Below are 23,173 nucleotides of genomic sequence, written 5' to 3' on the forward strand. Positions count from 1 at the left end.
GACACACGGAGGGCGTGAGACGAAAGAGACGCCACAAAACATCAGTGACATGTTCAGCATGATATGCATTAAAAGTTACGCCTGACGACCATAGCACGCGTGAACCACCTGATCCCTTGCCGAACTCAGAAGTGAAACCGCTTAGCGCCGATGGTAGTGTGGGGTCTCCCCATGCGAGAGTAGGTCATCGTCAGGCACTTATTAAGAAAAACCCCAGCTTCATTGGAAGCTGGGGGTTTTTGTTGTTGAGCTATTGGTTATGAACTGTTTGCAAAATCCCCCAGGGCTTGCGCCCTGGGGGATTTTTTTTGCCTAACATTTACCATTCGATAGGCTTGCCAGCCCAATCCCAGAAGCTGCCGGTATCTTCGGGGGGGCGTTGAGACATTACTTTCAATAATTGTTCAGCGACGAAATCAGGTGTAAATAGCTTTTCGCTGGGTACACGAGCCTGGAAAGGTTTCGACAGCGATGTATCTGTGGTGCCTGGGTGCAGGCACAACACAATAGACTGCTTGTTCAGTCGTTTGAGTTCGATGGAGATGGTCTTCATTAACATGTTGTGCGCTGCTTTACTGGCACGGTAGCTGTACCAGCCGCCATGCCCATTATCGCCAATAGATCCAACGCGTGCCGATAAGCTGGCGATGGTAACCGGGTGCTTGCCCTGCAACGATGATTTAAGTGCGCTAATCAATAGGGCAGGTGTGGCTGGATTAACATGCATAACATGAGCGAATGATGCTTCATCTAACTGCTCTAAGCGTTTCTCAGGCTGCACATTACGCGCATCATCATGTAGCGTACCAATAGCATTGAATAGCAGGTGTACCGGGCGACCGTTTAACTGTTGGCAAAGAGTCTCACGGCCTGATTGTGTGGTGATATCGACGTTCACCACCTCAACGGGTGCGCCTTGAAAAGATGGGTCTTGAGAAGCAATAGGTGAACGGCTTACGGCAACGACATTACCCACATGGGTATCGGCAAGCAGCCTCTTAATAATAGCGTTACCTATGCCGCCATTGGCACCGATGACAACAGCGGTAAAGTTTTCTGGAAGGTGGGAAAGCATTCTTCGGCTCCAATTGTGAATATCATTGTTCACATTGAAGCTTCTTGTACAGGTTTTGTCTATGAATGTGCGGAAATACTAGGCAGATGCGTTAAAGCGACCTGGTTGGGCATTGTTGCGCCCATTTGGCTTATAGAGGGTTTTTTCAGCAATTTGGCGAATGTAATCCAGCATTTCCTGGTTATGCTTCATTCTAAGCGATAGCATTTGCCCAGTTAATTCGTTCATGCGTGATACGCGTTCGCTTTTTTCGAGCAAGCTTTCCCAGGTAGCCAAGCAGCCAGCATCGTTAGCGGCTTTCTTGGCGCCAAGGGCACCGTCTGCATAGCCAAGCTTTGTTTGCACGCTTCGGCGCAGTGTTTCGATGCGTTCTAGCTCAACTAACAGCGCCTGCTTTTTCAGGGCTAAGGCAGAGAGGGCGTCACCGTCAATGCTGCCTTTAGTGAGCTGTGCTTGTTCATCTGAAAGCAGCAGCACTAATTCATCAAGGCGTTGCAATTGATCTGAGAGCAGTCGTGAAAGACCCATAATAGTTCGCTTATAAATCTTTTAAATTGGCAATTAAGCCATCAGCGATACGATCGGCACGAATCTCGAGCTTCCCTTCACGAATAGCTTCGCGAATTTCCTCAACTTTTGCCGTATCGATATCTTGTGAACTATCAGTATGCGTTTGGCTAAGTTGTGTTGCTGACCGTGTCGCGCTATCTGCTTCGGCTGGCTTATTTCCGCCTATTTTCTGTGCTTCATCACGCTGCTGCGCCTGATTAGAACGTAGCAACGGATTAATGTTATCAATTTTCACGTTGTTTGCCTCATCGTCAACGTTGGTGCGGCATGCGCTGTATTACCTAGTATCGGCCTGGGTAGTAAGGACTTTAGGCGTTTAGATTAAAAATCTATCACCAACGTTCCCTGGCCGATGACGCGTGCGGTAACTAATTCGCGAGTATCAAAACGCACACGAATACGCTCGCCTTGAGCACCATCAGACAGTGCCTCTCCTTCGCGTGATACTCGGAAACCAGCGCCTTCTGCTATGACAGTGACGCGCTGCCCTCGTTTCACCACTTGAGGCGCTTGAAGGTAGTGAGTCTGGAAGGTGCTGCCGCTTCGAATAGGGCGCTGTGCGACCATGCCGATAATGTCGTCTTGGTCGGTAAGCGCTTGGGCGGCTAGATCTCCAAGGTTGCCTTCTCGTAATGTCAGCATATCACTCGTGATGAGCGTGCCCCTATCGATATCCTGGCCAGCCACGGCGTAGCTACCAATGATATCAATTTGCGCCTGTATATACCGCACTTGACGACGATCTTCGCCACAGCGCACACCGACAGAAATGCGTCCGAGCGGGGATTGATTAGCATTCGGGAAGAATGGTTCGGGTGCAACGCACTCAGGTAAATGAGGAGATGGAGGTGATATATCAATCATCACTTCCTGCCCAAGTGATTGAGATTCTTGATAAAGAAACTGCTGAACGGTATCCATCAACACTTGGTTGCTAGCATGCGCGTGTAATGAAAAGCCAAGGCTGATCAGCGATAGGCAAAGTACTTGCTTAAGGATCGCCAGGCAGTAACGCGCTGGGCGTAGCGGGTGTGGCATGGGAGAGTCGCTCAATCGAAAGGAAGCAGATGATAATCATCAACCGTGCAGTGTAGTGCAAAAGTAGTCCGTGCATCATATGAAATGCTGGTGTAAACGGCAGCTGTTCCATGCTTTAGGCTGACGAGGCGAAGCCTATTATTCATCGTCAATAATATCCGTTTTATTTTGCCTCTCAGCGAACGAGGATTGGCATGATTGATCAGCTTGAATCTGCCTTTAACTATCACCAGCAGGCACTGGGCTTGCGCCAAGCGCGTCACGACGTGTTGGCAGCCAATATTGCCAATGCCGATACGCCTAACTATAAAGCGCGCGATCTCGACTTTGCCAGTGAGTTAAAGAAGGCCGTTGCGGGCAGCCAGCCACAGCAGCAGCAAAATGGCGCGCTGACGCTTGCACGAACGTCAGAGCGTCATCTGCAAGGTGAGGGCCCTGCATGGCGTGGCGTAGGCAGTGCCGAGCTGCTTTATCGTATACCCGATCAACCTAGCTTGGATGGCAACACGGTCGATATGGATCGTGAGCGGACACAGTTTGCAGACAATGCTGTTCGTTACAAAGCCGCCCTAACCATTATGAATCGCCGAATTCAGGGCCTGAAAAACGCGATGCAGCCGGAATAAACGAGCGGTAGGAGAAAGTAATCTATGTCGATGTTTTCAGCCTTTGATATTGCTAGTTCCGCAATGAGCGCCCAGGCGCAGCGTATGAATGTTACTGCTAGCAATATGGCCAATGCCGACAGTATTGCAGGCCCTGATGGCGAGACCTATCGGGCCAAACAAGTAATGTTTGAAACCCAAGCACATAACAATCGGTACGGCGTTGGCGGTGTACGTGTCACCGACGTGGTTGAAGACGACTCTCCGCTGCGTCTGCAATATATGCCAAACCACCCTGCTGCCGACGAAGAAGGCTATGTCGCTAAGCCCAATGTTGAACCCGTGCATGAAATGGTCAACATGATCTCGGCATCGCGCTCCTATCAAGCCAACGTAGAAGTGTTCAACACAACGAAGCAGATGATGGTGCAGACGCTATCTCTGGGTGAGGGTTAATTATGAGCACAATCGACCCGACAACACTTTCGGCGATTAATGGTGGCGGCAGTGGTTCCCAGTTAAAGCAGAGCGCATCAGATGAGTTGCGCAGCAGCTTTCTAACGCTACTGATTACTCAGCTACAGAATCAAGATCCGCTGAATCCAATGGAAAATGCGGAAATGACCTCCCAGATTGCGCAAATTAATACGGTAAGTGGGATTGAACAGCTGAATACCACCTTGCAAAGCATTACTAGCCAAATGGATGCCAACCAAGCACTGCAAGCGAGTGGCTTGATTGGTCAAGGCGTGATGGTGCCTGGTGACAAGGTCATGCTAGAGCAAGATAGTGAAGGAAAATCCTATACGACACCGTTTGGTATCGAGCTTGCCAAACCCGCTGACAAGCTTACGGCGGTGATTGTTGGCCAAGGTGGTGAGGTGATCAGACGCTATAACTTGGGTGCGGTAGAGGCCGGTGTGCAGTCTTTCCAGTGGGACGGTAAAAACGAGCAGGGTGAAGCAGCTGCCAGTGGTCGTTATACGGTTCAGCTAGAGGCTCAAGATGCTGAGGGTGAAACGCTAGACTCAACCGCATTGAACTATGCCGTTGTTAATAGTGTGACCCCTAACGATGGCAGCGGAAATGTTCGGCTGGATTTAGGGGCTATTTACGGACAGGTTCAGCTGAATCAGGTCAAACAGATTCTTTAAGCAACTTGTAAGTAAAACAACATTTTTACAGCAAGAACGTCTTAATGAAAAAGACGTTTTGATGAGGAAAGTATTATGTCATTTACAACGGCAGTAGCTGGTCTTAACGCACAATCAGAGAAGCTAAACTCTGCGGGCAACAACATCGCTAACTCGCAAACCGTTGGCTACAAGCGCTCTGACGTGCTGTTCTCTGATGTGTTTGCAGCCTCGCGGGGCATTGGTGTGCAGGTATCAGATGTGCGCCAGAACTTTACCCAGGGCAGTATCGAGAGCACGGGGCGTAACCTGGATTTGGCGATTTCCGGTGAAGGCTTTTACCGCCTAGAGCGCCCCACTGGAGAAGTCGGTTATTCGCGTAACGGTGAGTTCGGCATTACCGCCGCCGGCGATATTGTTAATGCCCAGGGTGACCGTTTAATGGGTTACGGCATGGATCGCGGCGTTACCGCAGATACCGATGACCAGCAGGCATTCCCTTTCTCAAACGTGTTGGTGGGCGGCGCTCCGCAGGCATTAAATGTGCCCGTTGATGATATTCCGGCTAAAGCAACCACCGAAGTAAATGCGCTATTAAACCTGGATGCCAGGGCAGTAAGTGGCCAAGACTTAAACACGCTTGAATTGGCAAATGGGGATGAGTTGGAGTACCACTTCTCCAATAACTTTACTGCCTATGACTCTTTGGGCAATGCCATCAATGTTGCTACTTACTTTGAAAGGGTAGGTAACAGCAATCAATGGGACGTGCCCGCCGTTACTGACGGGGTAGCTAGAGGCAGCTTTACATTAGATTTTACTCAAAGCGGTAGACTAGAAACGGACGAAAACGGTGTGGTCACTGGTGTTAACGGCGGGGCAGCGAGTGCTACTATCGCAGCTATCCCCGGCGGCGTAGATGCTGAAAATCTTACTTTAGAGCTTAAGTTTGATGGCACTACCCAGTTTGCTGCTGACTCATTGCAAAAAGAGTTGAGTCAGGATGGCTTCACCTCTGGTGCACTGGCCGGTATTACCGTCACTGAAACAGGCGTTATCCAGCGTAACTTCACCAACGGTGAAACCCGTGCTGCGGGCCAAATTGCGCTAGCCAGCTTCCGTAATGAAGAGGGTCTTCAGCCACTGGGCAACAACCTGTGGGCGGCGACGAACACCTCTGGTTTGGAAAACCTAGGGGCGCCGGGCACCGGTCGTCTGGGGCAGATCCAAGCAGAAGCGGTAGAAGCGTCTAACGTCGACTTAGCCAGTGAGCTGGTAGATACCATTGTGGCGCAGCGCTCTTACCAGGCTAACTCCAATACCATCAGCACCCAGGACGAGCTCCTGCAGACCATTATTAACCTGTAGTCACTCGTGATAATGGCGTAATACTGCGCTAAGGAGTCAGTTGTGGATCGTATGCTATACCCCGCCATGAGCGGCGCCAAACACACGATGGACCAGCAGGCAGTGGTTAGCAATAACCTGTCGAATGTGTCCACCGCGGGGTTTCGCGCTCAGTTGCAAGCTGCACGTTCAGTTCCGGTGGAGGGCGCCGGGCTACTCGACACGCGGGTATCGGCGGTGACGACCACCCCAGGCACCGATTTTTCGCAAGGTCCTATTGAACGCACGGGTCGCACGCTAGATATCGCGATGCAGGATGACGCCTGGATGGCGGTGCTGGGAGAGGACGGCACTGAGGCGTACACCCGGCGAGGCGATCTGCAGCTGGATAATGATGGCGTACTGCTCAGTGTTGGGCGTCCGGTAATGGGGGAAGGTGGCCCCATTGCCTTGCCCCAAGGCGCGCAAGTATCCATTGGTGCGGACGGCACCATCAGCGCTATTCCCCAGGGTGAGGGGCCTGCGGCACTGGTTGATGTCGGCCGCATCAAGCTAGTAACGCCCGATGAACAGGCGTTGACGCGCGGTGAAGATGGCCTGTTTCGCGGGCCTCTGAATGAGGAAGGCGTTGCCGCCGTGCTTCCCGGTGATGAAGATGCCCGAATTGTCAGTGGTGCACTAGAGGGCAGTAACGTCAGTGCCGTAGATGCCATGGTGTCTATGATTGATGTTGCCCGCCGTTACGACATGCAAATGAAAATGCTCAGCACGGCGGACGAGAACGCTCAGCGCGCTAACAGCATTTTATCTATTCAGGGCTGATAGCAGCCACTCAGCCAAGGGAACACGCTTATGATTAAGTCCTTGTGGACGGCCAAGACGGGACTGGAGTCTCAGCAAACTAAGCTAGATGTTATTTCTAATAACCTAGCGAACGTAAGCACAAACGGGTTTAAACGTTCCCGCCCTGTGTTTGAAGATCTGCTCTATCAAAATATGCGCCAGCCCGGTGCGCAAAATAATATCCAGGATCGCCTGCCTTCTGGCATGCAAATAGGTACCGGTGTGCGTGCGGTGGCGACTGAACGCCTGCATACCCAAGGCGGCCTTGAAGAAACCAGCAACTCCCGAGACCTGGCGATCAACGGAGAAGGCTTTTTCCAAGTGTTATTGCCTGATGGCACCGTTGGCTACACCCGCGACGGCAGCTTTCAGCTCAATGAAAACGGCCAAATGGTGCCCGCCAATGGTTATCCACTAGAGCCTGCCATTTTTGTTCCTGCTAACGCGTTGTCGGTCACGATTGGTGAAGATGGTACGGTCAGCGTACGCCAACCCGGTATCGCTCAAGATGCCGATATTGGCCAGATCAATGTGGCGTCGTTTATTAATCCAGCAGGCCTGGAGAGCGTTGGCGGTAACTTGTACTTGGAAACCGGTGCCTCGGGCGCGCCCAACCAAAATGTCCCCGGTAATAACGGTGCTGGCAGGTTATTCCAGGGCTATGTAGAAACCTCTAACGTGAACGTGGTTGAGGAGATGGTCAATATGATCCAAACCCAACGCGCCTACGAAATTAATAGCAAGGCTGTATCGACTAGCGACGAAATGTTAGCGCGCTTGAGTCAGCTCTAACGTTATTGATGAATAGGGCTTACTAACAGGTCGCATTATGTTGGATTTACACGCTGCTTCACGTCGTTTTTTGTTAGTTGGCCTTGCGCTGTTTATTTTATTTGCGGCCGGTTGCGCGCAAATTCCGCGGGCCTCGGTGGTAGGCGAACAAGAGCAGATTAACATTGTGGATCGGCCCCCGCCGATCGCTAATGGCTCCATTTATCAGGCGCGCCGCGGTTATCAGCCGCTATTTGAAGATCGTCGCCCACGGTCCATTGGCGATATTTTGACCATTGTGCTCGATGAAGAAGTGAGTGCTAGCAAAAATGCTCGATCCAATGCAGATCGTTCGGGTAATGCCAGCTTAGAGCTTGCGCAACTGCCCGATGTGCTGGACACGCTGGCCGAGTATGGTTTCGATGTGTCGGGAGCCAGTGACTTTGCGGGTGGCGGCGGGTCCCAGGCCAACAATACCTTCACGGGCACGATTACTGTTTCGGTATTGGAAGTGATGAATAACGGCAACTTGCGGGTACGCGGCGAAAAGCAGATCGCGATTAATCAGGGAACGGAGTTCATTCGTTTTTCTGGTGTGGTTAACCCACGCACGATTACCGCGCAAAACACAGTGCCTTCAACCCAAGTGGCAGACGCAAGAATTGAGTATGTCGGCGATGGCTATATCAATGAAGCGCAGCACATGGGCTGGTTACAGCGCTTTTTCTTAAATGTATCGCCGTTTTAAGTCAGTCACTCGGCCCGCTAACAGAGACCTATGGCTATGCAGTTAAACCGTTATCGTGGTGTTAAACACTGGCTACGTTGTATCGCTATGTTTACAACACTCTTTGCCGTTAGTTGTTTACTGGCGATGCCAGCTGCGGCGGAACGGGTGCGTGAATTATCAAGCTTTGCCGGGGTGCGCGATAACCAGTTGGTTGGCTACGGTTTGGTCGTGGGGCTGGATAGCACCGGCGACCAAACCACGCAGGCGCCGTTTACCAGCCAAAGCTTGACGAACATGCTCTCGCAGCTAGGGGTAACGGTGCCGCCTGGCACTAACTTGCAGCTGCGCAACGTCGCCGCTGTCATGGTCACCGCTGATTTACCGCCGTTTTCACGCCCGGGTCAGCGCTTGGATATCGTGGTGTCTTCGATTGCCAACGCCCGTAGCTTACGTGGCGGAACGCTGTTAATGACGCCGCTGAAAGGTGCCGATGGTGATACTTATGCCATCGCTCAGGGCAATATGCTGGTGGGTGGCGCAGGCGCTCAAGCAGGCGGCAGCAGTGTCCAGATCAATCAGCAAGCATCCGGACGCATTCCTAATGGGGCGTTAGTGGAGCGGGAAGTGCCATTAAACCTTGGCGGTAACGGCGGACGATTAGAGTTACAGCTTAATGAATCAGATTTTGGCACGGTTCAGCGCGTGGTAACGGCCATTAATAACGAATTTGGTCAATCGGTGGCGTATGCGCGCAACGGGCGGGTAATTGCGCTTGATGGCCCAATGGATGAAAACGCACGCGTTAACTTTATGGCACGTGTAGAAAATGTTCAGGTGACGCCCATGGAGGCTCCCGCGCGGGTTGTGCTCAATGCGCGCACCGGTTCAGTCGTCATGAATAGCGCTGTCCCCCTGCGCCAAGCAGCCGTCGCCCACGGCAATCTATCCATTATGATTGATACCCAGTTTGGGGTTAGCCAGCCAGCCCCCTTTGGTGAAGGCGAAACGGTTGTTGTGCCTAATACAGATATTGAAATTGAGCAGCAGGAAGCGTTTCTGCAAATCGTAGAAGGCGCCCAATTGAATGAAGTGGTCAATGCACTTAATGCATTAGGAGCCACGCCCCAAGACTTAATGTCGATTCTTGAAGCGTTGAAGGCCTCCGGATCGCTTCGCGCAGAGCTTGAGGTTATTTAAATGAGCATTGGCGATATGCCCAGCCAGTTCGCGCTGGACATGAACGGCTTTCAGCGCTTGCAGCACAACGCCCGGGTAGATCCTGATGCCGGTGTGCACGGCGCTGCGCAGCAGTTTGAAGCCCTGTTTGTGCAGATGATGATGAAAAGCATGCGCGATGCTACTCCTTCTTCAGGCCTGTTGAGCAGTTCGACAACCGATACCTATCAACAAATGCTGGATCAGCAGTGGTCGCAAGTGATCTCGTCTAAGGGCATGGGATTGGCGGATATGCTGGTTGAACAGCTGCAGCGCCAAGGGGCGGTCAATCATAAGGCGGATAGTGCCGATCAAGAACTGCAGGCGCTGATCGCAGGCATACCTCGCGGCACCCCCAGAGTATTGGATGAACCGCTGCAGCCGAATAGCGGTGGTTATGGGCCTGAACAGGGTGATGGGCGGTTCTTATCTGAACTAGACGCGATTAGCCAACGGCCAGCCGCTGAGGCGAGCAATGCTAGCACAGTATCTACCGCTGCCTCCTCTGCTGCGCCCACTTCTGCCGCAACACCTGCTAGCTTCAGCCAGGCGCCTGATCACGTTCAGCGCTTCTTGACCACGTTAGCGGCTCCGGCCCAGGCAGCCAGTAATGCCACTGGGGTACCCGCTGAGCTTATTTTGGCACAAGCAGCGCTGGAAACAGGCTGGGGACGTCATGAAATTGCCACGCAACATGGCGGTAATAGTCACAATTTGTTTGGTATTAAGGCGGGCAGCCACTGGCAAGGCAAGACGACCGATATTGTCACTCATGAGTATATTAATGGCCGTCGAACCCAAGTCGTGGACTCTTTCCGCGTCTATGACTCGTTTGAGCATGCCTTCACCGACTATGCCAATTTGATTGGCAATAATCCGCGCTACGCGGGCGTTGTAGAGGCCGCTGATGCGCATCAAGCCGCTCGTGAATTACAGCGGGGTGGCTATGCAACGGACCCGCAGTATGCCAATAAACTAGTCGCCGTCATGAATACCATGGGGCCGATAGCAACGGGTCGCGATTTTCTCGCAGATTCCCGTTAACGCGTGATTCAAGTTTTTCTGCGCACTGCCGATAGACATCTTATCGGCCTAAGGAATTGACCATGAGCATGTTTTCAATCGGCTTAAGCGGCCTTAATGCGGCGCAGAATGCCCTCAGCACCACCAGTAACAATATCAGTAACGTTTATACGCCTGGGTATAATCGTGAGCTGGCTCAGCTTGGCCAAGGGTCTGTTGGCGGCGGCGTTAAAGTTAACAGTATCGAGCGCCAATTCAATACGTATGTCTCGAACCAGCTTAACAACGCCAAGACCCAATCAAGCGCACTGGCCACCTACAGCAGCCAAGTCACCCAAATTGATAACTTGCTTGCGGATCGAGAAGCGGGCTTATCGCCGTTAATGCAGTCGTTTTTCTCCTCTTTGGAAGATTTGGCCAGTTCGCCAGCGGATTCTGCCGCCCGTCAAGGCGTGGTTGGTTCGGCCGATACTCTTAGCGCCCAATTTCGCTCCTTTGATGGTTATCTGCAAGATATGCAGAGCAACATTAATAGCCAGATCAAAGATGAAGTTATTCAGATAAATAACACGACCGAACAAATTGCCGGCCTGAACCGCGAAATTGCGCTGGCCCGTGCGCGTAGTGGAGAAGCGCCCAATAGTCTGTTGAACCAGCGCGATCATTTGATTTCTGAACTCAATGAACGCATGGATATACGCTTAAATATCCAGGATGGGAAAAGCTATAACCTCAGTTTGCCGAACGGCCAGCCGTTAGTGACGGGTACCAGCGCGTTTAAGCTTGAAGCTATACAGTCACAAGCTGATCCACAGCGTACGGTGGTGGCCTATCGTGATGGCGAAGGTGGCTTGACCCAGCTGGGAGAGTCAGCGATTAAAGGTGGCGCGTTGGGCGGTTTGATGACATTCCGTTCAGAAACGCTGGATAAAACTCAAAACCAAATTGGCCAACTGGCGGTTTCGCTTTCTGTGGCGTTTAACGAACAGCATAAGCAGGGTGTCGACCTGGATGGTGAGCAAGGTGGCGATTTTTTTGCCGTGCGCGCTCCCCAAACGTTTAGTCATGAGAACAACAATGGCACGGCCACTATTGAGTCTGCCGGGTTCGATATCGACACGATTGATCAGCTTCGTGCGACGGATTACACCGTTCGCTTTGAAGGAGGTGCTCCAACCGTTACGCGTAACGATAACGGAGCGACAGTAGACGATGTTGACTGGGATGCAGGAACAGGTGCGCTGACGTTTGGTGGCGTAGCACTCACGATTAGCGGTACGCCTGATGATGGCGACCGTTTTGAAGTGCAGCCTGTACGACGTGGCGCAAGCGATATGGATGTCACCATCAATGAGCTAGATCGTATCGCCGCCGGAAAGCCGGTAAATCCTGAAGATGACCCAGCCGACTGGGTTGCGACTGGTGCTGGCGACAACCGCAATGCCTTGGCGTTACAGGACTTACAGCAAAAAGCTATCGTGGGTGGTAGCGCATCGTTGAGCGGCGCGTATGGCGTGATTGTCAGCGATGTGGGTAACCGTACCAATATTACCCAGGTGAATTTAGATGCTCGCCAAGGATTAACCGATCAACTGAAAGCGGTGCAGCAATCTGAGTCGGGCGTCAATCTTGATGAAGAAGCGGCTAACCTGATTCGCTATCAGCAGTATTACCAAGCGAATGCGCGTGTGATTGATACCGCGGGTGCCATTATGGACACCATCTTGAATCTACGGAACTAATAAGGAGCTTAGGCGATGCGTATTAGTACGGTCACCATGTTTGAGCAGAGCACGGCTTCTATTAACCGTCAGCAAAGCGATTTCTTGAAAGTTAGTCAGCAAATTGCCAGTGGCCGTCGCGTGGTTAATCCTTCCGATGATCCGCAGGCAGCCTCACGTGCTGTCGGCGTTGATCAATCCAAAGCGATGAACCAGCAGTTTTCGGATTCGCGGGTCTCGGCACGAAATTCGCTGTCGCAAACTGAGAGTATTCTTAACAGTGTCAGTGATGCGGTCATCAGTTCTAAAACGCTACTGATCAAAGCCTCTAGCGACACGCTGAGTGATGTTGACCGTGAGTCCATTGCCAGTGAGCTAAAAGGCGTCTATGAAACGATGCTGGGGCAGGCGAATGCCACCGATGGCAATGGCCGCTACTTGTTCGGTGGCTATAAAGATAACGCCCCGCCGTTTGTTAAATCGGCAGACGGCAATGTGGAATATAACGGCGATAACAGTTCGCGTCAGCAGCGTGTCGATGCTTCCCGTTTAATGCCTGTTGCTGAAAATGGCGCCACGGTTTTTCAGGGGGTTCCCAGCGGTGCGGGCTATATTGCTGAAGCCAACACAGAGAACCAGGGGAACGTTACCTTCAGCGGCCCTCAGCTTACGGATGTTAACGACCCAGGCTATGGCGACAGCTACCGTGTCGTATTCAATGAAGATGCAACGCTAGATAGCGGCATCAGCTATCAAGTGCAGCGTTTTAGTGAAGGCGCGTGGCAGGAAGACGCTGCTGATTTAGTGGCCAGTGGCGAATATGTCGGCGAAGGCCAGCAGCTTAGTTTTGGTGGGATTAATGTCACACTCACTGGCAGCGCCGAGCCTGATGATGAGATATTAATTGCCCAGGCAGGCAGCGAGCAGCGTGGTGCTGATCTGTTTCGCACCATGGAAGCGGCAATTCGCGTATTAGAAATGCCTGCCCAAAGTACTGCAGAAAAAGCGGCGTTGCGTAATACGCTTAATACGTCGATGCGTGATCTTGATAATGCGCTCGATAACGTGCTGACCGTTCGTGCTTCGGCGGGCGCTCGACTGAATGAGCTGGATGTGATTGATGCGGTTGGCAGCAACCGAAAGCTTAACTATGAGCAAACCCTATCTGACTTGGTCGATTTGGATTACGCCGAAGCGATTTCTGAATATAGTCTGCGGCAAGTAGGCCTTCAGGCAGCTCAGAAGGCATTCGTTGATATTAGAGGCATGTCGCTGTTCGACTATATGTAAACACGGCCAGCTTCGAGTAAAACATGACGCTTCGTCAAAAAAGGCCCCAACCTAAAGCGGTAAGCTTAGGGTTGGGGCCTTTTTGCAGATGCGTTTCACAGCTCTTTTTTTTAAAAAGCCCAGAATTTAAAAAAACAGCATTTAAAAAATTAGTACTTTGAACACTAGCCTAGCGGTGCCATGGTTTCGATCAAGCTCTGCATAAAGGCCAGCCCCTGGCTAAAGAGCTGCTGTAAAAAGCGGCCAATGTCGGTCATTAATACCATTAACAGGGTAAGCCCTACGGTTAGCGAGGCGGGGAAGCCGATATTGAATACCGTCAGCTGCGGCGCAGAACGGTTAAGAATGCCGAGTGCTAAGTTAATGATCAACAGTGAGCCAACTAGCGGCAGCGCAAGCAGCATTCCGGAAGCAAAAATAGTTCCCGCATAGCGCGCCAGTAGCTCAAACGCATTCGGGTTTAAGGCACCAATGCCAATGGGTAACGTTTCAAAGCTCATTATTAACGTTTCTAACACCATCAGGTGGCCGTTCAAAGCAAGAAACATCAATAGCGTAATCATATAAAGAATACGTGATAGCACCATGATATTGGTGCCGCTCGACGTATCGAAAAAACTGGCAAACGCCAAGCCCATCTGCAAACCGATAAACTCCCCGGCCGCCTGTACCACGGCGAAAATAATATGCATGACCAAGCCAATCGCAATACCTATCAATAGCTGCTCAATCATGATGCCCAGGCTAGCCCATGACATGATGGGTACGTTAGGCATGGCAGGCAATATAGGGGCAATCACAATAGCAATGATAGCCGCCAGTCCCACCTTAGCCTGATTCGGAACGCTGGAATGGCCCCATAGAGGCGAGGCCGCCATAAAGGCAGTAATGCGTGTAAATGGCCAAAGGAAGGCCACTAACCACGCCTGTAGCTGGGCAAACGTCACCTCCACCATGGCGTTACATCACCATGCTGGGGATATTGGTGAAGAGACGATGCGTGAAGTCGGTGATCAAACCAATTAGCCAAGGTCCGGCAAGTACCAGGACGGCAAATACGGCTAATATTTTGGGAATGAAAGTCAGCGTCATTTCATTTATTTGAGTCGCTGCCTGGAACAAGCTAATGATAAGGCCAGTGAAAAGGGCGGCCAGCAGCATAGGGCCTGCAAGAAAAAGCGTTACCCGCATGCCTTGGTAAGCAATGCTCATCACCATTTCCGGGGTCATGGATACTCCTGGTCGCTGAACGCGACGCTCAAATCATGTAAAAGCTTTCTGCTAGCGAGCCAATAATCAACTGCCAGCCATCGACCAATACAAACAGCATGAGCTTAAAGGGCAGTGAAATCGTAATCGGTGGCACCATCATCATGCCTAGCGCCATCAGCGTACTAGCAACCACTAAGTCGATAATCAGAAAGGGAATAAAAATAGTAAAACCAATCTGAAACGCGGTTTTAAGCTCACTGGTGACAAAAGCAGGCAGTAAGACTCGCATAGGCAGCTCTTCTGGGCCTTGCATCGGGCCTACATCCGCTAGGCGAACGAACAGCGCTAAATCAGGCTCGCGGGGTTGGGCGAGCATGAATTCACGAAACGGTTGCTGAGCCCGCAGTAAGAACTCTTCAAAATTGATCGCTTCATTAGTGAGCGGCATCCAAGCGGTGTCGTACACTTGGTTTAAGACAGGCGACATAATAAAAAACGTCAAGAATAGCGCGATACCTAATAAAACCTGGTTCGGCGGTGTTGCCTGTGTACCCATGGCTGTCCTGAGCAAGCTAAGTACAATAATGATGCGCGTAAAGCTGGTCATCATTAGTAGCATTGCTGGCAGAAAAGCCAGAGAGCTTAAAAATAGCAGCGTTTGTAACGACAGCGACCACTGCTGACCACCATTGTCTAAAGGCTGAGAAACCAGCCCAGGAAGCTGCTGTGCGTGAGCAGGTAGAATAAATAAGCAGCAGGCGATAGCGGCAAGGATCAGCCACCAACGCCGCCCATAAGGCCAAGCGAAGTGCATCTCGAATCTCATGGTGTGTGGTTTGAATCAGAGGCGGTAGGGGGCTGGTGATCGTGCTTGCCCCGGCTGGGGGCAATTGCCTGGGCTAAACGCTGAGGAAAACGCGAAGGAGCCTCGGGGGGGGACGAAGTGGGGCGATCCGTCGGCGCTGGACGCTCATGTAGTTTCGTTATCCGCCCATTGCTAACGCCGACGACCAGCCAGGTGTCCTCTATCTCAACCACGACAATACGCTCGCGATTGCCTACCGCGGTGTTGCCCACAATTTTTAAGTGGGCACCGTGTTGATGGCGTGCGGTTTGCCAGCGTTTCAGTACCGCTGTGCATAGCAGAATAATGGCAATGACCAGTGCTAGTGCTGCTGCTGTTTTGCCTAGTGCTGCCATGCCTATTAAGGCATCACCGCTGCCGCTTATGGCATCAAGTGACGTGCTTGATGAAGGAGAGGAAGCGACGCTCATCGGTTCAGTTTATGAATACGCTCAGAGGGGGTAATAATCTCTGTGATTCGAATGCCGTATTTATCATCCACCACGACCACTTCCCCCTGGGCGATTAAATAGCCATTGATCAAAATGTCCATGGGCTCGCCAGCGAGACCTTCCAACTCAATCACCGACCCCTGGGCAAGCTCAAGTAGTTGCTTGATGGTCAGCTTCGTACGGCCTAGCTCCACCGTTAGCTTGACCGGGATGTCCATGATCATTTCCAAGTCGCGAGACTCGGCATGGCCGCTTTCAGCACTTAAAGGGCGAAATACTTCATCACTCGCCGGTTTAGCAACAGGCGCTTCTGGTTCCGGCTCACTGCTGGAAGTATCTGCTTCTTCAGCGGCCTCTTGCTCGGCCATGGCCGCTGCCCATGGGTCTTCCTCGCCTGCGGCATCGGCACTTGAACTGGGTTCTTCTTGCTCAGACATGGCGTCCGCCCAATCATCATCAGAGACTTTTTGATCGGGTTTATTTGGATCAGTCATGCTTTGGGTTCCTTGGCTTTCTGTCGCGTTGAACCTTTAATAAAGTCCTTGGACGATAGGTTATTCATAGCGGCATGGTCGATCATACGCAGTACGCGTAGTGCGCGTTGCTGCTGTTGGCTCCCGTACTCGCACTCCATCACCGGGACACCGTCGACACGAGCGGTGATCGTGTTGGGAATATCCATGGGCAATACATCGCCCTTTTTAAGCCCCATTACGTGGGCGATGCGGCTGGGTATTTGGGCAAATTCAGCAACTAGCTCAACTTCTGATTGGCGAAGCTCGTTCGCCATGCGCCGTGACCATGTACCGTCGTGGTCATGGTTGCTGTCATTAATCGGATTGGCGAGCAAATCCCTAAGCGGTTCGATCATGGCGTAGGGCATGCAAATCTGGAAGTTGCTCGACAGGTTGCCCACTTCGATATTGAACTTGGTGTTCACCACAATCTCGTTGGGCGAGTTGGTGATGTTGGCAAACTTGGATTGCACTTCGGAGCGTAGAAAAAACACCTCTAACGGATAAACAACCTTCCACGCCTCTTGGTAGGCATCAATAGCCAAATTGAGCAGGCGTTGGATAATACGCTGCTCAGTATTAGTGAATTCACGGCCATCCGATTTCGTCACAAAACGACCGTCGCCACCAAACAAGTTATCCACCACCATAAATACCAGATTAGGTGGAAAGACCACGAGTGCCGACCCGCGCAGCGGCTTCATTGACACTAGATTCAAGTTAGTGGGTACCGGAACATTGCGCGAAAAGTCGCTAAAGCTCTGGTAACGCACCGATTCAACGGTGATATCGGCACTACGCCGTATCAAGTTGAATAGACCATTGCGGAAGTAGCGTGCAAAACGCTCATTAATAAAGTCTAACGCGTGTAAGCGCTCACGAATCACTCGATGTTGTGTCGAGGGATCGTAGGGGCGAACGCGCACTTCCTCTTGTGTGGACGATGACGGAGCAGCAGGCTCATCATCTCCACTGACGCCCTTTAGTAAGGCATCAATTTCTTCCTGGGACAGTAGATCGTCCTGCGACATGAACGGCTCCAGTTCCCGGGGTTATTGCACAATGAATTCGGTAAACAGCACTTCCCGTAAGTCTAGGGGAGGCTGGTTTTCGGTAAGAGGAACGTTCAAGCGGCTAATGATTGCTTGGGCCAGCTCTTCTTTACCCTCAGTGGACGTTAATTCATTGGCCTGTTTGCCTGATAATAAAATAAGCAAGCGGCTACGCACCTGGGGCATGTGTTCTTCAATAATCGCCTTACTTTGCTCGTTGCCAACCCGAAGCGTAATGCCGGTATAAAGCAAACGGGAGCCATAACGGTCATCTGCCAAATTGACAGTAAACGGGTCAATACGTGTGAAAACAGGTGGAACATGCTCAACTTTCTGCTGTGTTTCACCGTTTTCAGCATTTCCGCCGCGCTGATCCAGCACTAAATAAATACCTGCCGCTGCACCCGCTGACGAAAGCAGTACCAACACAATCATTATCCAAAGCAGTTTTTTAGATCCGCCGCTTGCTTCTGCCATTTGCTGTTCCCATAAATTTCACCCGTAACACTAGCCAAGCATTATGCCTAACGCTGTTACAGGTGATGAAATGAACAAGCTCATTGGATGAGCCTATCTTTTGGTTTAGTTACGTGATGTCGTGAGCATCAGTGTTGTCATACTCAACGCTAATCTTGGAATTAAGCATAGAGATCTACACGACCATCTTGGCTACCGTGGTCATCCGCCTCGATAGGCGAAGGGACACTATCATCGTTACCTAGCTCACCGCCTCGGCTGCCGGCTGCTTTTCCTGGCGTTTGCTGGGCAAAGGCCTGTTCGTTGGGGTTCTGCTGCTCGCCTACGGAGGTTTCGCCTAATGAGATGCCCTGTTCAGCAAGTGCTTCACGCAGTTGAGGAATGGCTTGCTCGATGGCCTGACGAACTGGGGCGTGTGACGATAAAAAGTGTGCTTGTGTGCCCTGTTCGGTCACCTTAAGAGTGATCGATAATGGCCCTAGCTCGGCAGGGTGCAACTGCATTTTAACCTGATGCTCTCCGCCTCGCTGAGCAAACTGAATTAACTGTTGCCCTAACTGGGAAGGCCAAGCGGGACTGGTGAGCGGTGTGTTTAAGGTCGCTGTCGCTGGGCTGTTGGGCATTGCTTGGTTTTGAGAGGTCAGCGATGCAGGCAACACTTGCTCACTGCCTTTGCTCGCACTGCTGGTTGCGCTCGCCGTCTCTGCTTCGGCAAGTAAGCCAGCCATCATCGCGTCAGCGTTCATAGTCGGCGTTGACGCTAGTGCAGTATTGAGCGGAGACAGCGCATGCATACCTGGCTGCATGGTCGTAAACGGCTGGGCTGGGATGGTTTCTAGCGATGCCGGGAGTGCCGAGACATTAGCTGGTTTGGTGGCTGCTTCCGTCGGCAATGCGTTAACGCTTGACGGGGTTGGGCGCGAGGCGCCAGTGACGCCAACTGCTTGTGCTGTAGCTGCCAGAGCACTGGTTAGCGAGGAGCCAGCTGCAGATTGAGCCAGTTCAGCCGTGTTAGTGGGCAGTGCGGTGGCTGAACTATTGACAGGCAGCGGCGGCATTACTGACGCAGAAGCGCTGCTTGGCGTAGGTGTCGTTGCCGTCGTCGCCCGTGGTGCTTCAGCCGCTGCTCTTTCGCCGGTTTGTGCTACCTGCCCATCACGTTGAGCAACGCTAGCGGGGGTGTCTTGCAATGTGGCCGCTGGAGCATTAGCCGGTAACGGAGGTGTTACTGGCATAGAGCTAGTGCTGGGCGCCGGTGCAAGGCCTTGTGGCGTTCCACTGTTTGTTGTGGAAGACGCTGGTTGTGCGGTTGCTTGTGTCGTTGACCGTAGTGCTTCTGCAACGGCTTTTTCGTCGGTTTGGGCTACCTGCCCATCACGCGGAGTAGCGCTAGCGGGTGTATCTTGCAACGTGGCCGCTGGAGCATTAGCCGGTAACGGAGGTGTTACTGGTGCTGAACCAGTGCTGGGCGCCGGTGAAAGACCCTGTGCCGCTCCACTGCTTGCCGTGGAAGACGCTGGCTGTGCGGTTGCTTGTGTCGTTGACCGTAGTGCTTCTGCAACGGCTTTTTCGCCGGTTTGGGCTACCTGCCCATCACGCGGAGCAGCGCTAGCGGGGGGGGCTTGCAACGCAGCCGCTGGAGCATTAGCCGGTAACGGAGGTGTTACTGGCGCTGAACCAGTGCTGGGCGCCGGTGAAAGACCCTGTGCCGCTCCACTGTTTGTCGTGGAAGACGCTGGTTGCGCGGTTGCTTGTGTCGTTGGCCGTGGTGCTTCAGCAACGGCTCTTTCGCCGGTTTGGGCTACCTGCCCATCACGTGGAGTAGCGCTAGCGGGGGGGTCTTGCAACGCAGCCGCTGGAGCATTAGCAGGTAACGGAGGTGTTACTGGCGCTGAACCAGTGCTGGGCGCCGGTGAAAGACCCTGTGGCGCCCCACTGTTTGTCGTGGAAGACGCTGGCTGCGCGGTCGCTTGTGTCGTTGGCCGTGGTGCTTCTGCAACGGCTCTTTCGCCGGTTTGGGCAATCTGCACATCACGTGGAGTAGCGCTAGCGGGAGTGTTTTGCAACGCGGCCGCTGGAGCATTAGCCGGTAACGGAGGTGTTACTGGCGCCGAACCTGCGCTGGGCGCCGGTGAAAGACCCTGTGGCGACGCACTGGCTGGCGAGAGAGACGCTGGCTGTACAGTTGCTTGTGACGTTGGTTGTGGCGCTGTTAATTGTGTCGTTGTCCGTGGTGCTTCTGCAACGGCTCTTTCGCCGGTTTGGGCGATCTGCCCATCACGTGGAGCAGCGCCGCGGGCGGGAGTGCCTTGCAACGCGGCCGCTGGAGCATTAGCAGGGGACGACGACATCACTGATGCTGAGCCAGCGCTGGATGCAGGTGACATACCCTGTGGCGACGCACTGGCTGGCGCGAGAGACGCTGCCTGTGCAGTTGCTTGCGGCGCTATTGGTTGTGACGTTGCCCGCGGTGCTTCAGCAACGGCTCTTTCGCCGGTTAGCGCTACCTGCACATCACGCGGGGCAGCGCTAGCGGGGGTGTCTTGCGACGTAGCGGCCGTGCCATTAGCAGGCAGCGGCGCTACGGATGAGGCACCGCTATTGGTGGCCACTGTAGAAGATGTTTGCAGCGTCGCAGGCTGGTTGGAGGCCAGTGTTTGAGTATGACCTTGACCTTGTGTCCGTGCGAGGGGGGTAGGCTCAGCGGCTAACGCGCGATCAGACAACGCTGCGGGCATCGCGAGTGTTGTGCGATCAAGGAAAGAGGCGGCGGAAGGTGAAGCGTTGGCAGGCTTAGGGCTATCCGATGATGCTTGAGCCGTAGCCGTAGCCGTAGCCGTAGCTAAGCTTGACGCTGCGCTGTGAGAAGACTGTGCACTGGAACCCGCATGGTTGGTTGCGGTTGGTGGCGTAGAATATGACGCGATGAGGGCTAAGCGCGAGGCGACTTCTTCGATAGTAATCCGCGTGGTTGTCTCAGCGCCTTCGCTGGCAAGCGATGGGGAGACGTGTTCTGGTGTCCTCGCTTGTTCTCGCGCAGCAGATGCCGTTTCTAGCGTTTGGGCAGGCGCAACGGTATCGACACCAGAAGAGAAGGTATCGCCAGCCTGCCCCTGAGCGCTTACAGAGGCCACTATGGTTGAAAGTGTTTTCTCATCCAGCTCACTATCGAGTGATGCTAATTGTTCAACGATATCGCTCAGTGGAACGGTAGGCGTGTTTTCCGCTTGGGCATTAGTGAGCAGCGTGCGTGCCTGAAGGCTTGCAGCCTGTGTAAACGCCTGAAGGAACATGCCTTGCGCCGCACGCGGAGAGCCTGGGGCTGAGGAGTTGGATGACGAATTAGCCCCCTGGCCCTGCATTGATAGCAATAGCTCAATAGTCATAGATACAGCTCCTCGGCGCGGCGCTAATGCGCCTGATCATTCGGCTTACGGGCTAAACGGTTGGTCACAAAGTCATCACTTGATTTCTGCTCATGACGTTCTTGACGGCGATGCTCTTCTGATAGGCGTCGTGATGTCAGCGTATCGTAGGAGGAGAGCTTGCGCTGTTCTTGCTGCCAGTGCTGTTGGCTTTGCTGGACACGTTTTTGCTGGGCCACAAGCGCTTGCCGTGCTCGGCTGAGTGCGGCATCCAATGACGCCAGGAATTGCTGATAATTGTACATAGTGGCAGGGTCGATGCCGTTGCGCATCGCCTGCTGTAAACGCTCGGCGTATTCAGCGCGATAACGGTTAAGCGATTGAAGCTGTGCTTCTGTTTGTTGCTGCGTTTGCCGCTCTTCAGCCAGTAATTTCCCGGCTTTATCACGAGCATCACGGGCTAAGCCTGTCAGCATGTCGAGCTGTGAATGACTCATCGCTAACCTCCCACTACCGCGTGCAGAGCTTGGCGTGATGCTTCCAGCGGTGCACACTCATCAATGTTTTGCTGAAGAAATCGTTCCAATGACGGAAAGCGGTTCACCGCCTCGTCCAGTCTTGGGTCGTGCCCTGGGCTGTAAGCCCCTACGCTGATCAAGTCACGATTGCGCTGATAGCGTGAAAAAAGTTGTTTAAAGATGCGAGCTTCTTGAAGCTGTTCAGGGGAGCTAATGGCGGTCATCGCACGGCTGATCGAGGCTTCAATATCAATCGCCGGATAGTGCCCAGCTTCCGCCAGCGTTCGAGAGAGCACGATATGGCCATCAAGAATTGCCCTAGCGGAATCGGCAATAGGGTCTTGCTGATCATCACCTTCGGTCAGCACTGTATAAAAAGCGGTGATCGAACCGCCACCGCGCTCAGCATTTCCGGCTCGCTCGACAAGCCCGGGTAACTTAGCGAACACCGAAGGCGGATAGCCCTTGGTGGCAGGCGGCTCGCCAATAGCGAGCGCAATCTCGCGCTGTGCCATGGCGTAGCGGGTCAGTGAATCCATAATCAGCAGAACGTTTCGCCCCGCATCTCGAAATCCTTCGGCCAGCCGCGTTGCGTAAGCGGCCCCTTGTAAGCGCTGGAGCGGTGAGGTATCCGCGGGCGCCGCCACGACCACCGCACGTCGGCGGCCTTCAGGCCCCAAAATGTTGTCAATGAAATCCTGTACTTCTCGACCACGCTCGCCGATGAGTCCGACCACGATGACACCCGCCTGTGTATAGCGGGCCATCATGCCCAGCAGTACAGACTTACCCACCCCTGAGCCAGCAAAGAGCCCCATACGCTGGCCACGGCCAACGCTTAGTAACGCATTGATAGCACGAATGCCGACGTCAATTTGTGCATCGATAGGTGCGCGGGAAAGCGGGTTAAGTGGCGTCGCCTTAAGGGTTGCCCGAGGCGTATCCTCAAAATTTTCACGGTCGTCCAATGGGTTGCCGTTGCCGTCGAGCACTCGCCCCAGCAAGTCATCGCCAATCGGAAAACGTCGAGCGCTGTGACCACTGCCATCACTAAGCGGAGACACTCTGGCCCCCGGCATAAGGCCAGAAATCTCTTCTAGCGGCATAAGAAACAGCTTGTCGCCAGAAAAGCCGACGACCTCTGCTTCTGCATGTTTATCGCTATCGTTCAATCGACCATCTGCGCCAGGTAACTCAATGCGACAAGCACTTCCCACCGCCACGCGCAACCCTACTACCTCAATGACCATGCCGGTGGCACGTATCACTCGGCCACTGGTGCGGTAGTGAGGTAACTGACTAACGCGCTGCGTTGTTCGGTGCAGTGCTTTGCGCCAGCGGTAGAGGTGGGGGCAAGTCGCCTCGCTCATTGCATTA

At 53.0% G+C, this 23,173-nt stretch carries 25 protein-coding genes and 1 rRNA gene; 12 read left to right on the forward strand and 14 right to left on the reverse strand.

Features of this window, described 5'->3' with window-relative positions; translation table 11 throughout:
* Positions 1 to 80: 80 nt before the first annotated feature.
* A 5S ribosomal RNA gene (gene rrf, locus REH51_RS09415) occupies positions 81 to 196 on the forward strand.
* 123 nt (positions 197 to 319) lie between these two features.
* On the opposite strand, the gene REH51_RS09420 is transcribed toward rrf, so the two are convergent.
* From REH51_RS09420 to flgA, 4 genes are all read right to left on the reverse strand, one after another.
* Positions 320 to 1,075, reverse strand: a complete 756-nt coding sequence (locus tag REH51_RS09420) for an SDR family NAD(P)-dependent oxidoreductase (protein WP_498935517.1) — start codon at positions 1,073 to 1,075, stop codon at positions 320 to 322.
* A gap of 78 nt (positions 1,076 to 1,153) precedes the next feature.
* Entirely contained in the window at positions 1,154 to 1,603 is a 450-nt protein-coding gene (locus tag REH51_RS09425) for a flagella synthesis protein FlgN (RefSeq protein WP_498935519.1), read from the reverse strand.
* A 10-nt stretch (positions 1,604 to 1,613) separates the two neighbouring features.
* Positions 1,614 to 1,880 (reverse strand): flagellar biosynthesis anti-sigma factor FlgM, encoded by a 267-nt coding sequence (gene flgM / locus REH51_RS09430; RefSeq protein ID WP_009724006.1) that lies wholly within the window; start codon positions 1,878 to 1,880, stop codon positions 1,614 to 1,616.
* 86 nt (positions 1,881 to 1,966) lie between these two features.
* The gene (flgA, locus tag REH51_RS09435; protein ID WP_009724005.1) at positions 1,967 to 2,683 is read right to left on the reverse strand and encodes a flagellar basal body P-ring formation chaperone FlgA; all 717 of its coding nucleotides are present in this window, start codon (positions 2,681 to 2,683) and stop codon (positions 1,967 to 1,969) included.
* Between the two features lie 194 nt (positions 2,684 to 2,877).
* Between flgA and flgB the strand changes: the two genes are divergently transcribed.
* The 11 genes from flgB to flgL all read left to right on the forward strand — a co-directional run bounded on the left by flgB (position 2,878) and on the right by flgL (position 13,361).
* On the forward strand, positions 2,878 to 3,309 hold the full coding sequence (flgB, locus tag REH51_RS09440; protein WP_498935523.1) for a flagellar basal body rod protein FlgB: 432 nt from the start codon (positions 2,878 to 2,880) through the stop codon (positions 3,307 to 3,309).
* Between the two features lie 24 nt (positions 3,310 to 3,333).
* The gene (flgC, locus tag REH51_RS09445) at positions 3,334 to 3,744 is read left to right on the forward strand and encodes a flagellar basal body rod protein FlgC (RefSeq protein ID WP_009724003.1); all 411 of its coding nucleotides are present in this window, start codon (positions 3,334 to 3,336) and stop codon (positions 3,742 to 3,744) included.
* Positions 3,745 to 3,746: 2 nt separating this feature from the next.
* On the forward strand, positions 3,747 to 4,442 hold the full coding sequence (gene flgD, locus REH51_RS09450; RefSeq protein WP_009724002.1) for a flagellar hook assembly protein FlgD: 696 nt from the start codon (positions 3,747 to 3,749) through the stop codon (positions 4,440 to 4,442).
* A 75-nt stretch (positions 4,443 to 4,517) separates the two neighbouring features.
* Positions 4,518 to 5,789: a flagellar hook protein FlgE gene (gene flgE, locus REH51_RS09455; protein WP_498935525.1), complete on the forward strand. Its 1,272-nt coding sequence runs from the start codon at positions 4,518 to 4,520 to the stop codon at positions 5,787 to 5,789.
* A gap of 42 nt (positions 5,790 to 5,831) precedes the next feature.
* Positions 5,832 to 6,590 carry a flagellar basal body rod protein FlgF gene (locus REH51_RS09460; protein ID WP_498935527.1) on the forward strand — a complete coding sequence of 253 codons (759 nt, stop codon included), beginning with the start codon at positions 5,832 to 5,834 and terminating at the stop codon, positions 6,588 to 6,590.
* Between the two features lie 30 nt (positions 6,591 to 6,620).
* Positions 6,621 to 7,403 carry a flagellar basal-body rod protein FlgG gene (gene flgG / locus REH51_RS09465; protein WP_498935529.1) on the forward strand — a complete coding sequence of 261 codons (783 nt, stop codon included), beginning with the start codon at positions 6,621 to 6,623 and terminating at the stop codon, positions 7,401 to 7,403.
* Between the two features lie 37 nt (positions 7,404 to 7,440).
* Positions 7,441 to 8,130, forward strand: coding sequence for a flagellar basal body L-ring protein FlgH (locus REH51_RS09470; protein ID WP_009723998.1), 690 nt, complete (start codon positions 7,441 to 7,443; stop codon positions 8,128 to 8,130).
* Positions 8,131 to 8,160: 30 nt separating this feature from the next.
* Positions 8,161 to 9,309, forward strand: coding sequence for a flagellar basal body P-ring protein FlgI (locus tag REH51_RS09475; protein WP_498935531.1), 1,149 nt, complete (start codon positions 8,161 to 8,163; stop codon positions 9,307 to 9,309).
* Positions 9,310 to 10,371, forward strand: a complete 1,062-nt coding sequence (gene flgJ / locus REH51_RS09480; protein ID WP_498935533.1) for a flagellar assembly peptidoglycan hydrolase FlgJ — start codon at positions 9,310 to 9,312, stop codon at positions 10,369 to 10,371. It abuts the gene before it with no gap.
* Positions 10,372 to 10,433: 62 nt separating this feature from the next.
* Positions 10,434 to 12,092 (forward strand): flagellar hook-associated protein FlgK, encoded by a 1,659-nt coding sequence (gene flgK, locus REH51_RS09485; RefSeq protein ID WP_009723995.1) that lies wholly within the window; start codon positions 10,434 to 10,436, stop codon positions 12,090 to 12,092.
* Positions 12,093 to 12,107: 15 nt separating this feature from the next.
* A complete protein-coding gene (flgL, locus tag REH51_RS09490; RefSeq protein WP_498935534.1) occupies positions 12,108 to 13,361 on the forward strand; it encodes a flagellar hook-associated protein FlgL in 1,254 nt (417 codons plus the stop codon).
* Between the two features lie 164 nt (positions 13,362 to 13,525).
* Here the strand turns inward: flgL and fliR are convergent, their stop codons facing one another.
* The 10 genes from fliR to fliI all read right to left on the reverse strand — a co-directional run bounded on the left by fliR (position 13,526) and on the right by fliI (position 23,166).
* Complete coding sequence (gene fliR / locus REH51_RS09495) at positions 13,526 to 14,317, reverse strand: flagellar biosynthetic protein FliR (RefSeq protein WP_009723993.1); 792 nt, start codon at positions 14,315 to 14,317, stop codon at positions 13,526 to 13,528.
* Between the two features lie 4 nt (positions 14,318 to 14,321).
* Complete coding sequence (gene fliQ, locus REH51_RS09500; protein ID WP_009723992.1) at positions 14,322 to 14,591, reverse strand: flagellar biosynthesis protein FliQ; 270 nt, start codon at positions 14,589 to 14,591, stop codon at positions 14,322 to 14,324.
* Between the two features lie 28 nt (positions 14,592 to 14,619).
* Positions 14,620 to 15,387, reverse strand: coding sequence for a flagellar type III secretion system pore protein FliP (gene fliP / locus REH51_RS09505; protein WP_498935536.1), 768 nt, complete (start codon positions 15,385 to 15,387; stop codon positions 14,620 to 14,622).
* An 8-nt stretch (positions 15,388 to 15,395) separates the two neighbouring features.
* On the reverse strand, positions 15,396 to 15,848 hold the full coding sequence (gene fliO / locus REH51_RS09510; protein WP_498935538.1) for a flagellar biosynthetic protein FliO: 453 nt from the start codon (positions 15,846 to 15,848) through the stop codon (positions 15,396 to 15,398).
* Positions 15,845 to 16,363 carry a flagellar motor switch protein FliN gene (fliN, locus tag REH51_RS09515; RefSeq protein ID WP_009723989.1) on the reverse strand — a complete coding sequence of 173 codons (519 nt, stop codon included), beginning with the start codon at positions 16,361 to 16,363 and terminating at the stop codon, positions 15,845 to 15,847. The genes fliO and fliN overlap by 4 nt, the downstream gene beginning before the upstream one ends.
* Entirely contained in the window at positions 16,360 to 17,415 is a 1,056-nt protein-coding gene (fliM, locus tag REH51_RS09520) for a flagellar motor switch protein FliM (RefSeq protein ID WP_009723988.1), read from the reverse strand. Before fliM ends, fliN begins: the two co-directional genes overlap by 4 nt.
* Before the next feature lie 21 nt (positions 17,416 to 17,436).
* Complete coding sequence (fliL, locus tag REH51_RS09525) at positions 17,437 to 17,913, reverse strand: flagellar basal body-associated protein FliL (RefSeq protein WP_498935539.1); 477 nt, start codon at positions 17,911 to 17,913, stop codon at positions 17,437 to 17,439.
* A gap of 161 nt (positions 17,914 to 18,074) precedes the next feature.
* The gene (locus tag REH51_RS09530; RefSeq protein ID WP_498935541.1) at positions 18,075 to 21,299 is read right to left on the reverse strand and encodes a flagellar hook-length control protein FliK; all 3,225 of its coding nucleotides are present in this window, start codon (positions 21,297 to 21,299) and stop codon (positions 18,075 to 18,077) included.
* 23 nt (positions 21,300 to 21,322) lie between these two features.
* The gene (gene fliJ, locus REH51_RS09535) at positions 21,323 to 21,775 is read right to left on the reverse strand and encodes a flagellar export protein FliJ (RefSeq protein WP_009723985.1); all 453 of its coding nucleotides are present in this window, start codon (positions 21,773 to 21,775) and stop codon (positions 21,323 to 21,325) included.
* 2 nt (positions 21,776 to 21,777) lie between these two features.
* Entirely contained in the window at positions 21,778 to 23,166 is a 1,389-nt protein-coding gene (gene fliI / locus REH51_RS09540) for a flagellar protein export ATPase FliI (RefSeq protein ID WP_498935543.1), read from the reverse strand.
* Positions 23,167 to 23,173: the final 7 nt, after the last annotated feature.

The sequence above is a fragment of the Halomonas bluephagenesis genome, assembly GCF_054790765.1.

Bases quoted from the DNA above. Each gene is read 5' to 3' on its own strand.
- REH51_RS09420 (WP_498935517.1), bottom strand. From the start codon at position 1,075: ATGCTTTCCCACCTTCCAGAAAACTTTACCGCTGTTGTCATCGGTGCC.
- REH51_RS09425 (WP_498935519.1), bottom strand. From the start codon at position 1,603: ATGGGTCTTTCACGACTGCTCTCAGATCAATTGCAACGCCTTGATGAA.
- flgA (WP_009724005.1), bottom strand. From the start codon at position 2,683: ATGCCACACCCGCTACGCCCAGCGCGTTACTGCCTGGCGATCCTTAAG.
- flgB (WP_498935523.1), top strand. From the start codon at position 2,878: ATGATTGATCAGCTTGAATCTGCCTTTAACTATCACCAGCAGGCACTG.
- flgC (WP_009724003.1), top strand. From the start codon at position 3,334: ATGTCGATGTTTTCAGCCTTTGATATTGCTAGTTCCGCAATGAGCGCC.
- flgD (WP_009724002.1), top strand. From the start codon at position 3,747: ATGAGCACAATCGACCCGACAACACTTTCGGCGATTAATGGTGGCGGC.
- flgE (WP_498935525.1), top strand. From the start codon at position 4,518: ATGTCATTTACAACGGCAGTAGCTGGTCTTAACGCACAATCAGAGAAG.
- flgG (WP_498935529.1), top strand. From the start codon at position 6,621: ATGATTAAGTCCTTGTGGACGGCCAAGACGGGACTGGAGTCTCAGCAA.
- REH51_RS09470 (WP_009723998.1), top strand. From the start codon at position 7,441: ATGTTGGATTTACACGCTGCTTCACGTCGTTTTTTGTTAGTTGGCCTT.
- REH51_RS09475 (WP_498935531.1), top strand. From the start codon at position 8,161: ATGGCTATGCAGTTAAACCGTTATCGTGGTGTTAAACACTGGCTACGT.
- flgJ (WP_498935533.1), top strand. From the start codon at position 9,310: ATGAGCATTGGCGATATGCCCAGCCAGTTCGCGCTGGACATGAACGGC.
- flgK (WP_009723995.1), top strand. From the start codon at position 10,434: ATGAGCATGTTTTCAATCGGCTTAAGCGGCCTTAATGCGGCGCAGAAT.
- flgL (WP_498935534.1), top strand. From the start codon at position 12,108: ATGCGTATTAGTACGGTCACCATGTTTGAGCAGAGCACGGCTTCTATT.
- fliR (WP_009723993.1), bottom strand. From the start codon at position 14,317: ATGGTGGAGGTGACGTTTGCCCAGCTACAGGCGTGGTTAGTGGCCTTC.
- fliQ (WP_009723992.1), bottom strand. From the start codon at position 14,591: ATGACCCCGGAAATGGTGATGAGCATTGCTTACCAAGGCATGCGGGTA.
- fliP (WP_498935536.1), bottom strand. From the start codon at position 15,387: ATGCACTTCGCTTGGCCTTATGGGCGGCGTTGGTGGCTGATCCTTGCC.
- fliO (WP_498935538.1), bottom strand. From the start codon at position 15,848: ATGAGCGTCGCTTCCTCTCCTTCATCAAGCACGTCACTTGATGCCATA.
- fliN (WP_009723989.1), bottom strand. From the start codon at position 16,363: ATGACTGATCCAAATAAACCCGATCAAAAAGTCTCTGATGATGATTGG.
- fliM (WP_009723988.1), bottom strand. From the start codon at position 17,415: ATGTCGCAGGACGATCTACTGTCCCAGGAAGAAATTGATGCCTTACTA.
- fliL (WP_498935539.1), bottom strand. From the start codon at position 17,913: ATGGCAGAAGCAAGCGGCGGATCTAAAAAACTGCTTTGGATAATGATT.
- REH51_RS09530 (WP_498935541.1), bottom strand. From the start codon at position 21,299: ATGACTATTGAGCTATTGCTATCAATGCAGGGCCAGGGGGCTAATTCG.
- fliJ (WP_009723985.1), bottom strand. From the start codon at position 21,775: ATGAGTCATTCACAGCTCGACATGCTGACAGGCTTAGCCCGTGATGCT.
- fliI (WP_498935543.1), bottom strand. From the start codon at position 23,166: ATGAGCGAGGCGACTTGCCCCCACCTCTACCGCTGGCGCAAAGCACTG.